The organism is Bacillus sp. NP247, assembly GCF_018966865.1.
Classification (GTDB): domain Bacteria; phylum Bacillota; class Bacilli; order Bacillales; family Bacillaceae_G; genus Bacillus_A.
Map to the genome: position 1 here is coordinate 1320490 of NZ_CP076653.1, position 15856 is coordinate 1336345.

Consider the following 15856-nt stretch of genomic DNA (forward strand, 5'->3'; position numbering starts at 1 on the left):
CTCAGGTTTTTTTATTATATGCTTTTAACTAATTCAACAACTTCTTCAGCAGTTGACATTGTTAATGCTTTTTCTGCTAATGTTTCCATTTCTGCTTTTGACAACTTGCTTAGTTGTGTTCTTGCAGGAAGAATAGATGTTGCACTCATACTGAACTCATCTAAACCTAAGCCTAATAATAATGGGATAGCAAGTGAATCTCCAGCCATCTCACCACACATACCAGCCCATTTGCCTTCTTTATGAGCAGCATCGATAACCATTTTTACAAGACGTAAAATTGATGGGTTATATGGTTGGTATAAGTAAGCTACTTGTTCGTTCATACGGTCCGCAGCCATTGTGTATTGGATTAAGTCATTTGTTCCGATAGAGAAGAAATCAACTTCTTTTGCGAATTGATCTGCTAATACTGCTGAAGCTGGAATTTCAACCATCATACCAACTTCAATGGAATCAGAAACAGTTGTACCCGCTTGAACAAGTCTTTCTTTCTCTTCTAATAAGATTGCTTTCGCTTGACGGAACTCATCAAGAGTTGCAATCATTGGGAACATAATTTTTAAGTTACCGTATACGCTAGCACGAAGTAATGCACGAAGTTGTGTACGGAACACATCTTGCTCATCAAGACATAAGCGAATTGCACGGTATCCTAAGAATGGGTTCATTTCTTTTGGTAAATGTAAGTATGGAAGCTCTTTATCTCCACCGATGTCAAGTGTACGAACAACGACTGGTTGATCTTCTTTTACACCTTCAAGAACTGCTTTATACGCTTCGAACTGCTCTTCTTCTGTTGGAAGATTGTCACGGCCCATGTATAAGAATTCTGTACGGTATAAACCAACGCCTTCTCCGCCATTATCGATAATACCTTGTACATCATTTGGTGTTCCGATATTAGCAACAAGCTCAACGTGATGTCCATCACTTGTTACAGTCGCTTGGTCTTTTAATTTTGCCCATACAGCTTTTTGCTCTTCAAATTTCGCTTTCTTTTCTTCAAAAGAACGAAGAGTTTCTTCAGATGGGTTTACAATTACTTCTCCATCTAAGCCGTCGATGATTACGATATCGCCGTTTTGGATTTTCTCCATAACAACTTTCGTACCAACAACTGCAGGAATTTCCATAGAACGAGCCATAATTGCAGAGTGAGATGTACGTCCACCAATATCAGTCGTGAAACCTTTTGCGTACTTACGGTTTAACTGAGCTGTGTCAGATGGTGTTAAATCTTCAGCAATGATGATTACTTCTTCAGAAATTGTACCAGGATTTGAGAAGTTAATTCCTAGTAAATGTGCAAGAACACGTTTTGTTACATCGCGAATATCCGCAGCACGTTCTTTCATATATTCGTTATCCATGTTTTCAAACATAGAAATAAACATTGATGCAACTTCATCCATTGCAAATTCAGCATTTACTTTTTCGCTATTTACTTTATCTTTTACTGGATTTACTAATTCTGGATCATTTAATACTAATAAATGTGCTTCAAAGATAGCAGCTTTATCAGCACCTAGCTCAGCAAAAGCGTGGTCCTTAATAGCTTCTAGTTCAGATTTTGCTTTCTCAAGCGCAGCGTCTAAGCGTGCAATTTCAGCAGCTTCGTTTGTAATTGATTTCTTTTCAATGTTAAATTCAGGATTCTCAAGTCTGAAAGCCTTTGCAATAGCAATCCCACTTGATGCAGCGATCCCTTGAATGTTAAGAGTCATTATTCTCCTAATCCTTCGTTTTTCATAGTTTCTTCGATAGCTGCTAGTGCTTGAGCTGCATCATCACCATTTGCAGTGACCTTAATTTCCGCGCCTTGTTGAATTCCTAAAGACATAACACCCATGATTGATTTTAAGTTAACGTTCTTCCCGTTATACTCTAAGTTAATGTCAGAACCGAATTTGCTTGCAGTGTTTACAAGTAGAGTTGCTGGACGAGCATGAATTCCTGAGTCGCTAGTTACTTTAAAGATTTTTTCCATGATAATTTATCTCCTTTAAATTACGTATTTTTTAGTTGTATAGACGTGAGTACTACATCACCTATTGTATATAATAGGCGATGTTCGGTCAACCACATCGCCTATTATAATTATAAACATTTTGCGTCAAATTCCTATTGAATGTCAATAATAGCGTTTTCGCCCTTTTTAACATTTCCATCTTTTTTCAATTCGACTTGTTGCCCTTGTTGTAAATTTGTAAAGACGATTGGTGTAATAATAGATGGTGCATTTTCTTTTACAAATGCAAGATCTACTTTTAATAATGGTTGTCCTTGCTTCACTTTATCACCTTGTGCTACAAGCGCTTCAAAGCCTTCACCATTTAATTTTACAGTATCAATACCAAAGTGGATTAAAATTTCTTTTCCGCCTTCAGACTGAATACCAATCGCATGTTTTGTAGGGAATACATTTACAATCTCACCATTAACTGGAGAAACTACTGTTCCTTCTGTTGGCTCAATCGCAAATCCATCTCCCATCATTTTCCCTGAGAATACTTGGTCAGGTACTTCTGTAATCGGTAAGATTTTCCCTTCAATTGGTGAAACGATTGTTTCATTTTCATCAACTTGTTGAGGAGTTTCTTCCACTTTTACAGGCTCTTCTTTTTCAACATGAGGTGTACGACCTGACATAATATCATGAATTTGTGATTTTAATGTGTCAGATTTCGGTCCAAAAATAGCTTGAATGTTATTTCCAACTTCAAGTACACCAGCTGCTCCAAGCTCTTTTAAGCGGTCTTTATTTACATTCTTTTGTTCGTTAACTTGAACGCGTAAACGAGTAATACAAGCATCTAAAGAAGCGATGTTTTCTTTACCACCAAGTGCTACTAATACTTCACGTGGCAGTTCTCCTGCTTCTGTTTTTCCTGCACCGTCATTAGCATTTGCTACTTCACGACCAGGTGTTTTTAAATTCCATTTACGGATTGCAAAACGGAATCCGAAGTAGTAAATAACTGCTAGTACAAGACCAACAACAATTACCCACCACCATGCCGTACGACCTGGTAGTACACCGAATAAGATAAAGTCGATTAAACCACCAGAGAATGTCATACCAATTTTAACACCTAAAATTTGCATTGTCATAAATGATAGACCAGCGAATACAGCGTGAATTCCGAATAATACTGGTGCTACGAATAAGAATGAAAATTCAAGTGGTTCTGTAATACCTGTTAAGAATGATGTTAATGCAGCAGATCCTAAAATACCCGCTGCTAATTTTTTATTTTCTGGACGTGCTTCATGGTACATCGCTAAAGCTGCTGCTGGAAGACCGAACATCATGAACGGATATTTACCAGTTGTAAATGTACCTGCTGTTAATTCCACACCATCTTTTAACTGTGCCATAAAGATTTTTTGGTCACCGCGGATTAATTCGCCAGCTGCATTTGTATACTGACCGAATTCGAACCAGAACGGCGAATAGAAAATATGATGTAATCCAAATGGAATTAATGAACGTTCGATTAAACCGAATATAAATGCTGCTAACGTTCTATTTGCATCAATCATTTGATGTGAGAACGTATTTAAGCCACCTTGAATGTATGGCCAAACGAAGCACATGATAATACCTACTACTAAAGAGAATGTTGCAGTTGCGATCGGTACGAAACGCTTACCTGCAAAGAAACCTAAGTATGATGGTAATTCAATGTTGAAGTATTTATTGTAGCAATATGCAGCTACTATCCCGACGATAATACCACCAAATACTCCTGTTTGTAACGTTGGAATTCCTAATACGTTTGCATATGCTGGATCTGCAAATCCAATTTTCACTGGATCTGTTCCAGAACTTGTTACTTTCACTAGCTTATCTACTTCTAAGAACACACTCATCGTTTTGTTCATAATTAAGTAGCCGACGAATGCTGCTAAACCAGCTACTCCGTCTCCACCAGCTAAACCAATTGCTACCCCAACTGCGAATAATAATGCAAGGTTAGCGAAAATAATATCACCAGATTGTTCCATAATTTTTGCAACCATTACGAACCAATCTGCTTTTAAAGCAGGAATAACATCTGTTAGCTGTGGATTTTGAAATGCATTACCAAATCCAAGTAAAATACCTGCTGCCGGTAAAATCGCTACTGGAAGCATAAGCGCTTTTCCGACTTTTTGAAGAACACCAAAGATCTTCTTAAACATGGAAACCCTTCCTCTCTTATCTATATTGATACTTTTCGACAAACGCCAAAAAGGCATGAGGAAAAAAAGATAGAACGATAGCTATACAAAGGGTAGTATGTCCCTTTCTTTAGCTTACATTCCCAGCTTTTCTCCACTCATGCCTGATCGAATCAGTAACACGTGTCAAAAATAGGATTACGTATAAGTTCACTATAATTAAAGCAAACGTTTTCGTTATTTACCTTAATGTGTTTGTCGAATTTTGTATAACTTTGCAATAGTTATTATACATAACTATTGTAAGCGATTCAATCATTTTTTTTAACGTTTTCATTTTAGACAAAAATATATGTCTTTTTACACATGTTCTGCTTTCACTAATCGTTGTAAATGCATCGTTAAATAAATACTCTCCGCTTCATAAACAGGAAGTTGCAATTCTTTCTGCATTACTTTGACTAGTTTCCACGCCAAATTATAACAAACTGGATATTCCATCTTTAATAAATCAGCAAAACTTTGTGCTTCTTCTACTTTTTCTCCTTTTTTCACCCGTTCAATAGCATATTGTAAATGACGAATAAGGCGTAAATAATGAATGCTTTCTTGGTCTAATGTAATTTGCAGGTTTATCTCAATTAAAGACACAAGTTGTGCAATAAGACGGGAATTTTGATTAACAGAAGATAAATCAGAGTTTGTAAGCGAGCTGTAAATATGGAGTGCGATAAAGCCAACTTCTCCTTCTGGCAATATAATTTGCAAACGAGAATTTAAAAGTTGCACAACTCCTTCAGCAATTTTATATTCCTCTGGATATAGCATTTTCGTTTCAACTAAAAAAGGATTATCTATTGTAAATCCTTGTTTCAGTCTTTTAATTGCAAAAGAAATATGATCTGTTAAAGCGATATGAATATGTTCATTTAATGGAGACTCCGCTTTTTCTTGAATATATAACATAATATCATTCATCAATTCAATTAGCTTTTCACTCACATGTGGTACTAAAAGTTTGTATTGTTCTCGATCACGTTCATTTTTTAAAACAAACATTTTCTCAATTTGTTCTTGCTCCAACACATCTTCAGCCTTTTTCCCAAATCCAATTCCTTTACCGATCACTACTACTTCCTCGTGTTCAGGATGGCTAGCAATGATGACATTATTATTTAAAACTTTTTTAATTTCTAGATAATTACTCATATAACACCACCCTCGTACTTAAATAGCCTACTTTTATGTTACAGAACATTCTTCTTTTTCGTCAATATAAAACATCTACCATTTAATAAAAATTCATTTTTTAGACATGTTTGTATATGATGCGTATAATGTAAGGGCAACTGTACATAGAAAGGAGATTGCAACATGATTAAAATGTTTGTAAGTGATATTGACGGTACAATGATGCAACATGGAGGTCTAATTGATGAACAAGATATTGTAGCACTTCGCGGTCTTGCTGAGCAAAATGTTATTCTTTGTTTCGCTTCCGGGCGACTTGATAATGAAATCGCAGACTTAATGAAGGCTGTAAATACAAATTTCCATCGCATTAGTGTGAATGGTGTTTTCGTATATACACAAGAAAATAAACAACTATTATCTGCAACATTCGATTCCAGTATTCTACCTGATTTGTTAGCAATGACAAATGAAGACCCTTATTTCCGTTATGTAAGTGATGAGCATAATTACTATATTGAAGAAAAGACACCTTTTATTCATGACCTCGAAAAACAAATAACAATGACTTCTGTTGAAGAACCAAATTTATTACAGAAAATCGATGATACAATTTTTCCAAATAAAATTTCTATCGGTGGAACAAAGGAAAACTTACAACTCCTTCAAAAAAAGATTGATGAAAAATTCCGTGGAAAAGTTAGTACTTTCATTTCAGCTGAACAATGTTTAGATGTAATGCCACCAAATATTAGTAAAGGTTCTGCTATTTCTGTTTTATTACAAGAGTTTCAAATACAACCAGAAGAGATCGCGTGCATAGGGGATTCTTACAATGATATTCCAATGTTTTCTTTAACTCCTCATAGTTTTGCTATGTCTCAAGCTGATGACGCGGTAAAAGAGCACGCTCACTATGTAGTAGATACTGTCAAAGATGCCGTTAACCAAGTACTTGTTTATAATGAAGAAGCAACTAAAAATACGACTCGATCCTTATAAGGATGAGTCGTATTTTTAGTTCTTTACATGTTGAAAACATCAAAGTTCACTGTACTTCACAAACTGAAATATATTACTTGTTACGTGCGATATTCGTAATAAACTTGTAACGATCCCCACGATAAATACATTTCACATACTCTAACGGTAACTCACCTTCTGAATATGACCATTGACGCATTACAAGTACAGGCGCCTTTTTAGGAATATGCAGATGTTCAGCTTCATTATCCGTTGCAATTGAAGCTTCAATTGATTGAGTAGCGCGAACAAGCTTAAAGCCCAGTTTTTTCTCTAAATGTTCATATAAAGATTGTTGCAATATTTCTTCGTTAATATCTTTCACAAGAGTTGGTGACAAATAAGTCGTCTCAAATGCAATCGGTTCGTCATCAGCTAAGCGCGTACGCCTCACTTCATAAACCGATTCTCCCTCTTGTATTCTCAGCCGGTCTGCTATTTTAGCAGTAGCTGGAACTAGGCGGAAACTTAATAACTGGCTGCTCGGTTTCATACCACGAGAAATCATATCTTCTGTGAATCCCGTCATTCCTTGCAACTTTTGCTCCACTTTCGGAAGTTGGACGAACGTTCCAATCCCACGTTTCCGGTATAAATAACCTTGTTCCACTAAGTTATTAATCGCCTGTCTGATTGTCATACGACTCACTTCGAACTTATCACAAAGTTCATTCTCAGATGGAATTTTATCTCCCGGCTTCCATTCACCTTCCTCAATTAGCTGTTTCACCCACTCTTGAATCTGATAATAGATCGGAAATGGTGAATACTTGTCGATGTTCATCAGCAATCGCCTCACTGCATAAAGATAGAGCTTCTGGATCTGCGATTACGGTTACATTCGGATGACGTTGTAAAACTGTCGCAGGACACGCCTCACTATATTCACCTTGCAATAATTCTTTAATAGCTTCTGCCTTTTTAGATCCCATAGCAACAAGTAGAATTTGTTTCGCTTTCATAATACTTCCAATTCCCATTGTAATCGCATGAGTTGGCACATCTTCTTCATTTTCAAAGAAGCGAAGGTTTGCTTGGCGCGTAGATTCTGTTAATTCTACAATGTTAGTTGGAGAATTAAATGGTGTTCCTGGCTCATTAAATCCGATGTGACCGTTTTCACCGATTCCAAGAATCTGTAAGTCAACTGGGTTAGCTACTAGAATGCCTTCATAACGCTTGCACTCTTCCTCTAAATCACTTGCCATCCCATTCGGTACATAAGTTTGTTTAAATGGAAGATGATCAAACAACTGTTCTTGCATGAAATAGTGATAGCTGTTTTTATCTTCGTGTGGTAAATTTACGTACTCATCTAAGTTTACAGTGGTTGCATGACTTGTATCAAGTTTATTTTTTCGCATTTCTGCATAAATACCTAATGGAGAGCTTCCTGTAGCCATTCCTAAAGTTGGATTTTCTTTTGATTTTACAACCTCTTTAATTAACTTATAACCTGCTTCTGCTAATTCCTCTGGAGTTTTTACAACAAGAATATTCATTTAATTACTTCCCTTCCTTCATATGAATTCCTAAACGAACGGTATCATATACATGTAAATTTTCAGTCATCACAACAAAGTCTGCATCTTTCCCTACCGCTAACGCACCTTTATTATTTAATCCAAACTCTTCTGCTTGGTTAACTGATGTCATTAACACTGCCTCCTCGATTGAACATCCTGTAAATTCAATTACATTTCGGAAAGCTTGATCCATTTTTAAAATACTACCAGCTAACGTTCCATCTTCTAATCGGGCACTGCCATCTTTTACATGTACTGGCTGTCCGCCAAGTTCATATAATCCATCTTCAAGACCTTTTGCGCGCATTGCGTCTGTAATGACACTTACTTTTTTCGGTCCTTTTAATTTATATGCTAATTTCACCATATCAGGGTGAATGTGAATACCATCTGTAATTACTTCAACCATTACATCTGGATTTAATAACACATGACCAACAACTCCTGGTTCACGATGATGTAATCCACGCATTTGATTGTATAAATGTGTTGCATGTGTAATTTTTCTATTTTTCAGTTGTGCATCAATCGCATCTGTATGCCCCATTGTGCCAACAACACCTGTTTCAGCAAGATACTGTTCAAACTCTAACGCACCTGCTTCTTCCGGTGCATATGTTACTAATTTAATTAGATTACCGCTTGCTTCCTGCCATTGTTTAAATTGCTCGATACTCGCAGGAACAATATGTTCAAGTGGTTGTGCACCCGCACGTTTTTTTGAAACATATGGTCCTTCTAAGTGAATATATTCGAAATGTGCTCCTTTATCTTTCGCTTCCTTCGCAGCACTTAGCGCCGCTTCAATCGCTTCTGGAGCTTGTGTCATTGTTGTTGGGAAGTAAGTTGTAACTCCTTCTTTTAACATTTCTTTACCAAGAGTTACTAATCCATCGCTATTTGCATCCATCGCATCAATATCGTATCCACCATGAATATGAACATCAATCATACCTGGAATCACAATCTTTCCTGCCACATCTAACACAGTTTCATTTTCTTGTGATACATATTGAGCCATCAAACCAATTTCTTTAACTGTTTCTGCGTAACGAATAAATCCGTTTCCCACTACTTCTTTACCTGTATAAATTTTGGCATTGATGACAACTTGCGTTTTCATTTTCATCGATCCTTTCCCATGAAATACCTACTTATTATTATTACCTTATTCGCCTAATTCCATCTTAATATACACACAAGTAGTTGTCTATACATTCTAATGAAATTTCCTCTTCGTTCAGCGAAAAAAGGAAATTGATTTCTTTTTCATTATAATATATATTATTCATTTTTTCCAAAATGGAAAATACCCTCTTATATAATTAGTTACTTAAGTAATGGCATAAGACCGCTAGCCCCCATAGTAATTTGTTCGCCATCTGTTTCTATTTCTACAGTACGCTTGTTTGTTCCATATATCATTATACCACGCTGTTTTAATCGTCTTACTACACTTTGATGAGGATGCCCATACGGATTTCTACTCCCGTACGAAAGAATAGCGAATTGTGGATCTACTTTTTTTAAGAACGTTTCACTCGTTGAAGTATATGAGCCATGATGCCCAACTTTTAATACATCTGCATGTACATCAAATTGCTTTAATATTTCATTTTCCGTCCGTATATCAGCATCACCCATTAATAAAAAGTCCGCTTTACCATATCGAATCTTTAACACAATTGAAGACTCATTATTCTCGTCTTTCGATTTACCATTGTTCAATACTTGTATAGAAACATGTGGATCTAGCGGTATATATTGTCCTTCCTTCACTGAAATGAAAGGTATGCCCCTTTTTTTAATATTATTCCGATACGTATGATAAGTAAATGAACTATATGTTTTTCCACTATCTAATACGAGTGAAACCGGCATTTGTTCTACAATTGGAATAAGCCCCCCTATATGGTCCATATCAGGATGAGTACTTACAATCACATCTAAATGATTAATTCCTTTTTCAATTAGTTTTTGAATAATAACCTCTCCCGCTTCATAAGGGCCCCCATCTATTAACATCGTTTGACCATTTGGCAATGTAATAAGTGTTGCATCACCTTGTCCAACGTTTAAAAAACTCACTTTCATTTTACCAAAATGTTGCCGCTGCATATGTATAGAAGACGTAGTATGAATAGACATCATATATCTTTTAGCCGATGCGCTGTTTAACGAAAAACATAATAAAACAGAAACCAACAATAGAATACTCCGTACACCTTTCATAACTCGTCTCCTTTTTTCATTTAGTATGGCACGCTCTGTAATTGATATACAAAAAAAGCTTAGCAAAATGCTAAGCTTTTATTTTGATAATTCCTGTAAAGAACCAAAGAATAAATCTGCTTCATTCATTTGTTCATTTTCTTCCGAAAGAGGTGGTAAATCATCTAATGTTTTCAACCCAAACGTATCTAAAAATTCTTTCGTCGTTCCGTATAAAATAGGGCGCCCTGGCCCTTCCGCTCTTCCCGTTTCTTTTATAAGTAAGTGTGAAACTAACGTTTGTAATGCCTTGTCTGTTTTCACTCCTCGAATCTCTTCCATTTCTGTCCTTGTAATCGGTTGACGGTACGCAACGATTGCCAACGTTTCAAGAGCTGCTTGAGACAATGAAGCCGTTGTTGGGGTATTTATTAATTTTTGATAGTATGCAGCATGTTCTTTCTTTGTTGCAAAACGATACACTTTTGCATATTGTACAATTTGCAAACCTCGATTCGACCCTTCACATTCTTTTTGCATTTCCTCTATACTGTTTATTACTTCTTCCACTTCAACTTCCAAAACTTTTGCTATCTGTTCCGGATAAATCCCTTCGTCACCTGCAACAAATAAAAGCCCTTCAATAATCGCTTTTTGTTCTTTTCTGTCCATTTTACGAGCTCCTTCCTCCTATTTTCCATAAAAATACACATAAAAAAACCGAATCACAGTAAATGCGTTCGGTTCAATATTTCTTCTCTCGTTCCAAACGATACATTAAAACCTAACATAAGATAAAATGTTTCTATTCCATCTTCACATGCTGGCTCTATAAGGATTTATTAGAGCTTAACACGAAAATTTCATCAAAATTATGTTCTTGCTCGATTATGATTTGTTGATTTTTCATTAGCTCAAGAACCGCTAAAAATGTTACAACCATTATTTCGCGTTCTTCATCAGCAAACAAATCATAAAAGCTTTGACGACCGCCTTTTACTTCTAACTGTTGTAGAATATCAGTCATTCGCTGTGCAATTGGTATTTCTTGGCGAGTAATTCGCGTTGTTACGGGGGTCTTTGCTTTTTTACGACGCATTAGCTTTTGAAATGCCGCTAACATATCATATAACGTAACATCAAGAGGTAAGCTTGTCTCCTCTTCTTGTTGAAATGATGTAAAATCAATTGGCGGACGTGTATATAGCTGTGCTCTTTCTTGTTCTCTTTCTTTTAACTCAGTAGCAACTTGCTTATATTTCTTATATTCAATTAACCTCTCCATCAATTCTTGACGAGGGTCATCTATAAAGTCTTCACCGTTATCAGGTACATCTTCTTCTTGTTTCGGTAACAACATTTTACTTTTAATTTGTAATAACGTTGCAGCCATTACTAAATACTCACTGGCAACATCTAATTGTAATTCTTTCATCGTATGGACATAAGATAGATATTGCTCTGTAATTTCCGCTACAGGAATATTATATATATCAATTTCGTAACGATGTATTAAGTGTAACAATAGATCTAAAGGCCCTTCAAAAGCCTCTACTTTAAAATTATACTGCACAAAGCATCCCACCACATTTTTTCTATAACAACATAAGTATAGAGCATACTCATGTTCTATCCAACCTTTTTAAGAAATTTAATTAAAAATAGACCTATGCCCATGTCATAATGCCCACCGCTTCATATGATAACAATGTAGTAAGAACAATGTAGGAGGTCAAAAAACTATGGGTCACGTTGATTGCGGTTTTAGCGGTGGGTTCGCATTACTTGTTGTACTGTTCATTTTACTAATCATTGTAGGAGCAGCTTGCTTCTGCTAATAGGAAGCAATAAAGCGACTAGGGATATTTCCCTAGTCGCTTATTGTTAATATTTCTATGATAAACTGTACATATAACCGTTAGACAGGAGTGAAACAAATGTATCCTACCGAGTACATACAATTTTTAATTCATTTTCACGGAGACTATGATTATTTTGAATGTCATGAAATATTAGAAGAGTATTGGAAATTAAAACCTAGAGGAGAACGCGACAATTACTTAGTCGGTCTCATTCAAATTGCTGTTTCCTTATACCATCACAGACGATCGAACTGGAATGGTGCAGAGAAGATGATAAAAAGCGCAATAGCACTTTTAGAAAAGAACAGTACATCTTTACAACAATTAGGAATAGATCATAAACAGCTACTATTCTTGTTAAATGAAAGATTACAATCTATCCATACAGAAGACATTTTCACACCGTTATTTTTACCATTATTAGACGCATCGTTAGAAAAACAATGCATACAGTTATGTAAGAAACAAAACCTCTCTTGGAAAGATGTGACCGTCATTCCTGGTGAATACATCATAAATAAGCACACTTTGCGTGATCGAACAGAAGTCATTTCTGAACGACACGAACAACTACAAAAAAGAAAGCAGAGATAATAAACTACTTATCCCTGCTTTCATGAATGTATATTTTGTTCAAGCTCTTTACACTTTTTGCAAAAACTTGCTGTTTGCTCATTTCCGCAAATTGTAAACTCAAGAAATTTACTCTTAAGCTCTTGAACCATCTTCGTCCCAATCCCCATATGACGGTGAGACGGATTCACGCTCAAATGCTGAATTTCCAATACCTGATCTTCTTTTTTTATAATTCCCATTATCCCAACAAAATCTTCATTTTGTTTCCACAAATACAATTGCCAATCCTCTTTCGCTTCATACTCTTTCATTGTCAATTGTAATGTTTTTACATCTTTTTCAGTTGGCATAAATGAAAGAAGCCCCATTGCAATTTTTTCATAACTTTTTTTAAAACGAATTAACATAACCCTTATCCCTTCTTACAAAAGTTATAAACTATTTATCCCATCAATCACTCTTTTCATATCACATTCATTCTACAATATTTTTACCAGAGTGAGAAGAGGCTGAAACAACTTGATAATCATACAAAGCGTTAAGAAGAAAGTCAAATATATGTTTCCACGCTATTTCTTTCTATTACACTGCTCAAAAAAGAGACAATACTGTATAGGAACTAAAAGGAAAATCCCCTTCTCATCACATTGCACTTATTAACCACATTTGAACAAAGTAGTTCTACCAAAAGCAATATGTTAAGAGAAATACATTTATTGAAGCATATAATTCGTACTCCATTCTATGTATTTTATTAAAAGTATGTTCTCATGAACAATATAATTTAACGTTAGTAGCCGTCCTATTTGTGTCATATACTTTAAAATATATACCAATTCCTGTTTATAGGAAATAAAAAAGAGAGCAAAATCGCTCTCTTTTTCTCATAACTTATTCTTCCCAAACTTTAACTTCTTTCATTACATCGCCTTGACGCATGTTTAATACCGTTTCAATACCGCTTGTTGCTTTACCGAATACAGTATGTACGCCATCTAAATGCGGTTGTGGCTCATGAACAACAAAGAATTGGCTACCACCTGTATTACGACCAGCATGTGCCATAGAAAGTGATCCTACAAGATGTCTATGAGGATTTCCATCAGTCTCACATGGAATAGAGTAACCTGGGCCACCTGCACCTGTGCCTGTTGGGTCTCCACCTTGGCTTACGAAGCCAGGAATAACGCGGTGGAATGTCACACCATCATAAAATCCTTGCTCTGCTAATTTTTTAAAGTTTTCTACTGTTTTTGGTGCCTCTTCTGGGAAAAATTCTAAATCGATCTTTTCGCCATTTTCCATTAATATGTATCCTAAAGTTTTCATATGTATATGTCTCCTTTCAACTATCTCAGCACTATATTACCATATTCATGACGAGAAACAAAAAGAATCCGACAATCTGCATACTTCTTTTTCGAAATGTGGAAAAAGCTAGGTGACAAATTTTAAAAATATACTATAATAACTGTGTTGCCCGAAAATTTCAGAAAGAGAAAGGGAGCGATTTTTCGTGAAAGCGAAATTACTAGCTCTGCTATTAGCTGTAGCCGTATTTATTATGCCAACAGCTTCATTTGCAGACATCATTGAGGGAGAATCAATTGTTACACTAGGAGAAAACTTATCTGAACAACAAAAACAAGAGCTGCTAAAAGAAATGAAAGCACCAAAAGATGCTACAATCATCACTGTGTCTAATACGGAAGAACATAAATTTCTAGAAGGAATTGTTCCAAAAGCACAAATTGGTACGAGAGCAATTTCCTCTTCTATGATTACATACACAAAGCCAGGATCAGGTCTCATTGTACGCTCAAAGAACATTAATTCGATAACAGATGCAATGTACACAAATGCACTTATTACAGCAGGTGTGAAAGATGCAGAGATTCAAATTACTGCACCATTTAAGGTTTCCGGAACTGCTGCTTTAACAGGTTTAATGAAGGCCTATGAAACAACATCGAACAAAGAAATTCCAGAAGATGTTAAAAAAGTAGCCAATGAAGAAATGGTACAAACAGCAAAACTTGGTGATAAAATCGGTGAAGAAAAAGCAGTTCAACTTGTTGTAAAAATTAAAGAAGAAATTGCAAAAGAACAGCCAAAAACAACTGAAGATTTGCGTTCATTAATAAAAAAAATTGCTGATCAACTTGGCATTACATTAACAGATGAACAGTTGGATAACTTAGTATCGTTATTTGATAAAATGAAAAATCTTAATATCGATTGGAACCAAGTTGGTAGCCAATTAGATAAAGCAAAAGACCATGTGTCTGCCTTCTTAGGATCTGAAGAAGGACAAAGTTTCCTAGATAAAGTAAAAGATTTCTTCTCTAGTATAATTGATTTCGTTAAATCTTTATTCAAGTAAAAAAGAAGCTCGTCACTGACGAGCTTCTTTTTTATACAAGTAACGGTAATTTCATAACAGCTTCTTCAACCGAACGAACAACATGATTTGCTTTCTCCTTCACATACGGATGAGCATGGTGGAGGGTGAAGGAGTGCGGGGTTGCTTCAAACATAGAAATATCATTGAAAGAATCTCCAATACATGCAACTTCATTTGCTTCAATTTGTAAATGTTCCATTAATCGCTTCAGAGCGCTTCCTTTACTTACACCTCTTGGCATAATGTCAACATAGCGTTTACCCGATATAAAGACCTCCGCTTCGCTATGAAATGTATCTCGCAACTCTTGATCTAATGCTACAATTTTTTCTTCTTCTCCAAAAACAAATAATTTCGCAGGATGTACAGTCTTCCCAAATTCCTCTTCTAATTCTTCAATTTCAGCAATATGCACTCCCATATACTCTTCAAAAGTATGATGATGTTTATTCTTCCTTTTTGTATATCGCTGCTCATTTGCACAAACAATATCTGCTAGTCCCTTTTTATGTATATATCGATATATTTCCTGGGCAACCCCATCTTCAAAACTCGATTCATGAAATACTTTTCCATCCGGTAGTATCATTGTCGCTCCATTTAAACTAGTTGTGTAATATGGGAACGAAAACCTTTTTACCGCCTCATCAATTCGGTGAGTAAAACGGCCAGAGGCAAAACAAATATTTGTCCCTTTTTCAGCTAGCCAACAAAGCGCTCGTTCATCTTCTTTTTGCATATGATTCACATTGTAAACGAGCGTATCATCTAAATCACTTACAAATAGTTTAATCATGTCCTCTTCCCCTTTCATACACAATATCTACTCTAATTGTACAAAAAAAATGTTTGATTTTTGTTAAAAAAACAATAAATTTTCAATAAAAAATAAGCGG

The 15856-nt window shown here is 35.7% G+C and carries 17 protein-coding genes; 4 read left to right on the forward strand and 13 right to left on the reverse strand.

From position 1 onward, the window contains the following. Positions 1-14: 14 nt before the first annotated feature. The 4 genes from ptsP to glcT all read right to left on the reverse strand — a co-directional run bounded on the left by ptsP (position 15) and on the right by glcT (position 5376). Positions 15-1727, reverse strand: a complete 1713-nt coding sequence (gene ptsP, locus KPL75_RS06820; protein WP_144504347.1) for a phosphoenolpyruvate--protein phosphotransferase — start codon at positions 1725-1727, stop codon at positions 15-17. Then, positions 1727-1990, reverse strand: coding sequence for a phosphocarrier protein HPr (gene ptsH, locus KPL75_RS06825; RefSeq protein ID WP_002033915.1), 264 nt, complete (start codon positions 1988-1990; stop codon positions 1727-1729). Before ptsH ends, ptsP begins: the two co-directional genes overlap by 1 nt. A gap of 134 nt (positions 1991-2124) precedes the next feature. Then, positions 2125-4188 carry a PTS glucose transporter subunit IIABC gene (ptsG, locus tag KPL75_RS06830; RefSeq protein ID WP_000473171.1) on the reverse strand — a complete coding sequence of 688 codons (2064 nt, stop codon included), beginning with the start codon at positions 4186-4188 and terminating at the stop codon, positions 2125-2127. A 339-nt stretch (positions 4189-4527) separates the two neighbouring features. Continuing rightward, positions 4528-5376, reverse strand: coding sequence for a glucose PTS transporter transcription antiterminator GlcT (gene glcT, locus KPL75_RS06835; RefSeq protein WP_219919943.1), 849 nt, complete (start codon positions 5374-5376; stop codon positions 4528-4530). Between the two features lie 165 nt (positions 5377-5541). On the opposite strand from glcT, the gene KPL75_RS06840 reads away from it, so the two are divergent. Beyond that, positions 5542-6360, forward strand: a complete 819-nt coding sequence (locus KPL75_RS06840) for an HAD family hydrolase (RefSeq protein ID WP_219919945.1) — start codon at positions 5542-5544, stop codon at positions 6358-6360. Positions 6361-6433: 73 nt separating this feature from the next. On the opposite strand, the gene phnF is transcribed toward KPL75_RS06840, so the two are convergent. The 6 genes from phnF to KPL75_RS06870 all read right to left on the reverse strand — a co-directional run bounded on the left by phnF (position 6434) and on the right by KPL75_RS06870 (position 11691). Continuing rightward, the gene (phnF, locus tag KPL75_RS06845; RefSeq protein ID WP_078172874.1) at positions 6434-7165 is read right to left on the reverse strand and encodes a phosphonate metabolism transcriptional regulator PhnF; all 732 of its coding nucleotides are present in this window, start codon (positions 7163-7165) and stop codon (positions 6434-6436) included. Next, positions 7095-7883 (reverse strand): glucosamine-6-phosphate deaminase, encoded by a 789-nt coding sequence (nagB, locus tag KPL75_RS06850; RefSeq protein ID WP_002033913.1) that lies wholly within the window; start codon positions 7881-7883, stop codon positions 7095-7097. Before nagB ends, phnF begins: the two co-directional genes overlap by 71 nt. Before the next feature lie 4 nt (positions 7884-7887). Then, positions 7888-9030, reverse strand: a complete 1143-nt coding sequence (nagA, locus tag KPL75_RS06855) for an N-acetylglucosamine-6-phosphate deacetylase (protein WP_219921076.1) — start codon at positions 9028-9030, stop codon at positions 7888-7890. 206 nt (positions 9031-9236) lie between these two features. Then, a complete protein-coding gene (locus KPL75_RS06860) occupies positions 9237-10139 on the reverse strand; it encodes a ComEC/Rec2 family competence protein (RefSeq protein ID WP_219919947.1) in 903 nt (300 codons plus the stop codon). Between the two features lie 78 nt (positions 10140-10217). Next, complete coding sequence (gene scpB, locus KPL75_RS06865; RefSeq protein WP_002088435.1) at positions 10218-10790, reverse strand: SMC-Scp complex subunit ScpB; 573 nt, start codon at positions 10788-10790, stop codon at positions 10218-10220. A 157-nt stretch (positions 10791-10947) separates the two neighbouring features. Further along, positions 10948-11691 (reverse strand): segregation/condensation protein A, encoded by a 744-nt coding sequence (locus KPL75_RS06870; RefSeq protein ID WP_219919949.1) that lies wholly within the window; start codon positions 11689-11691, stop codon positions 10948-10950. Positions 11692-11860: 169 nt separating this feature from the next. Between KPL75_RS06870 and KPL75_RS06875 the strand changes: the two genes are divergently transcribed. Both KPL75_RS06875 and KPL75_RS06880 read left to right on the forward strand, forming a co-directional pair. Continuing rightward, positions 11861-11956 (forward strand): YjcZ family sporulation protein, encoded by a 96-nt coding sequence (locus KPL75_RS06875; protein ID WP_000510194.1) that lies wholly within the window; start codon positions 11861-11863, stop codon positions 11954-11956. 99 nt (positions 11957-12055) lie between these two features. Next, the gene (locus KPL75_RS06880; RefSeq protein WP_219919950.1) at positions 12056-12574 is read left to right on the forward strand and encodes a DUF309 domain-containing protein; all 519 of its coding nucleotides are present in this window, start codon (positions 12056-12058) and stop codon (positions 12572-12574) included. A gap of 20 nt (positions 12575-12594) precedes the next feature. Here the strand turns inward: KPL75_RS06880 and ribT are convergent, their stop codons facing one another. Next, positions 12595-12963, reverse strand: coding sequence for a GNAT family N-acetyltransferase RibT (gene ribT / locus KPL75_RS06885; protein ID WP_000908403.1), 369 nt, complete (start codon positions 12961-12963; stop codon positions 12595-12597). Between the two features lie 484 nt (positions 12964-13447). Beyond that, positions 13448-13885 (reverse strand): peptidylprolyl isomerase, encoded by a 438-nt coding sequence (locus tag KPL75_RS06890; RefSeq protein ID WP_000853785.1) that lies wholly within the window; start codon positions 13883-13885, stop codon positions 13448-13450. Between the two features lie 187 nt (positions 13886-14072). Here KPL75_RS06890 and KPL75_RS06895 point away from each other — a divergent pair, with 187 nt between their 5' ends. Continuing rightward, complete coding sequence (locus tag KPL75_RS06895) at positions 14073-14939, forward strand: DUF1002 domain-containing protein (protein WP_219919951.1); 867 nt, start codon at positions 14073-14075, stop codon at positions 14937-14939. Between the two features lie 31 nt (positions 14940-14970). Here KPL75_RS06895 and KPL75_RS06900 read toward each other — a convergent pair whose 3' ends face one another. Further along, entirely contained in the window at positions 14971-15774 is an 804-nt protein-coding gene (locus KPL75_RS06900; RefSeq protein WP_002145920.1) for a Cof-type HAD-IIB family hydrolase, read from the reverse strand. Positions 15775-15856 lie beyond the last annotated feature (82 nt).

Excerpts from the sequence above, each read along its gene's own strand:
- KPL75_RS06900 (WP_002145920.1), bottom strand. The coding sequence starts at position 15,774 with ATGAAAGGGGAAGAGGACATGATTAAACTATTTGTAAGTGATTTAGAT.
- KPL75_RS06890 (WP_000853785.1), bottom strand. The coding sequence starts at position 13,885 with ATGAAAACTTTAGGATACATATTAATGGAAAATGGCGAAAAGATCGAT.
- phnF (WP_078172874.1), bottom strand. The coding sequence starts at position 7,165 with ATGAACATCGACAAGTATTCACCATTTCCGATCTATTATCAGATTCAA.
- ribT (WP_000908403.1), bottom strand. The coding sequence starts at position 12,963 with ATGTTAATTCGTTTTAAAAAAAGTTATGAAAAAATTGCAATGGGGCTT.
- scpB (WP_002088435.1), bottom strand. The coding sequence starts at position 10,790 with ATGGACAGAAAAGAACAAAAAGCGATTATTGAAGGGCTTTTATTTGTT.
- glcT (WP_219919943.1), bottom strand. The coding sequence starts at position 5,376 with ATGAGTAATTATCTAGAAATTAAAAAAGTTTTAAATAATAATGTCATC.
- nagB (WP_002033913.1), bottom strand. The coding sequence starts at position 7,883 with ATGAATATTCTTGTTGTAAAAACTCCAGAGGAATTAGCAGAAGCAGGT.
- KPL75_RS06840 (WP_219919945.1), top strand. The coding sequence starts at position 5,542 with ATGATTAAAATGTTTGTAAGTGATATTGACGGTACAATGATGCAACAT.
- nagA (WP_219921076.1), bottom strand. The coding sequence starts at position 9,030 with ATGAAAACGCAAGTTGTCATCAATGCCAAAATTTATACAGGTAAAGAA.
- ptsP (WP_144504347.1), bottom strand. The coding sequence starts at position 1,727 with ATGACTCTTAACATTCAAGGGATCGCTGCATCAAGTGGGATTGCTATT.
- ptsH (WP_002033915.1), bottom strand. The coding sequence starts at position 1,990 with ATGGAAAAAATCTTTAAAGTAACTAGCGACTCAGGAATTCATGCTCGT.
- KPL75_RS06860 (WP_219919947.1), bottom strand. The coding sequence starts at position 10,139 with ATGAAAGGTGTACGGAGTATTCTATTGTTGGTTTCTGTTTTATTATGT.
- KPL75_RS06880 (WP_219919950.1), top strand. The coding sequence starts at position 12,056 with ATGTATCCTACCGAGTACATACAATTTTTAATTCATTTTCACGGAGAC.
- KPL75_RS06875 (WP_000510194.1), top strand. The coding sequence starts at position 11,861 with ATGGGTCACGTTGATTGCGGTTTTAGCGGTGGGTTCGCATTACTTGTT.
- ptsG (WP_000473171.1), bottom strand. The coding sequence starts at position 4,188 with ATGTTTAAGAAGATCTTTGGTGTTCTTCAAAAAGTCGGAAAAGCGCTT.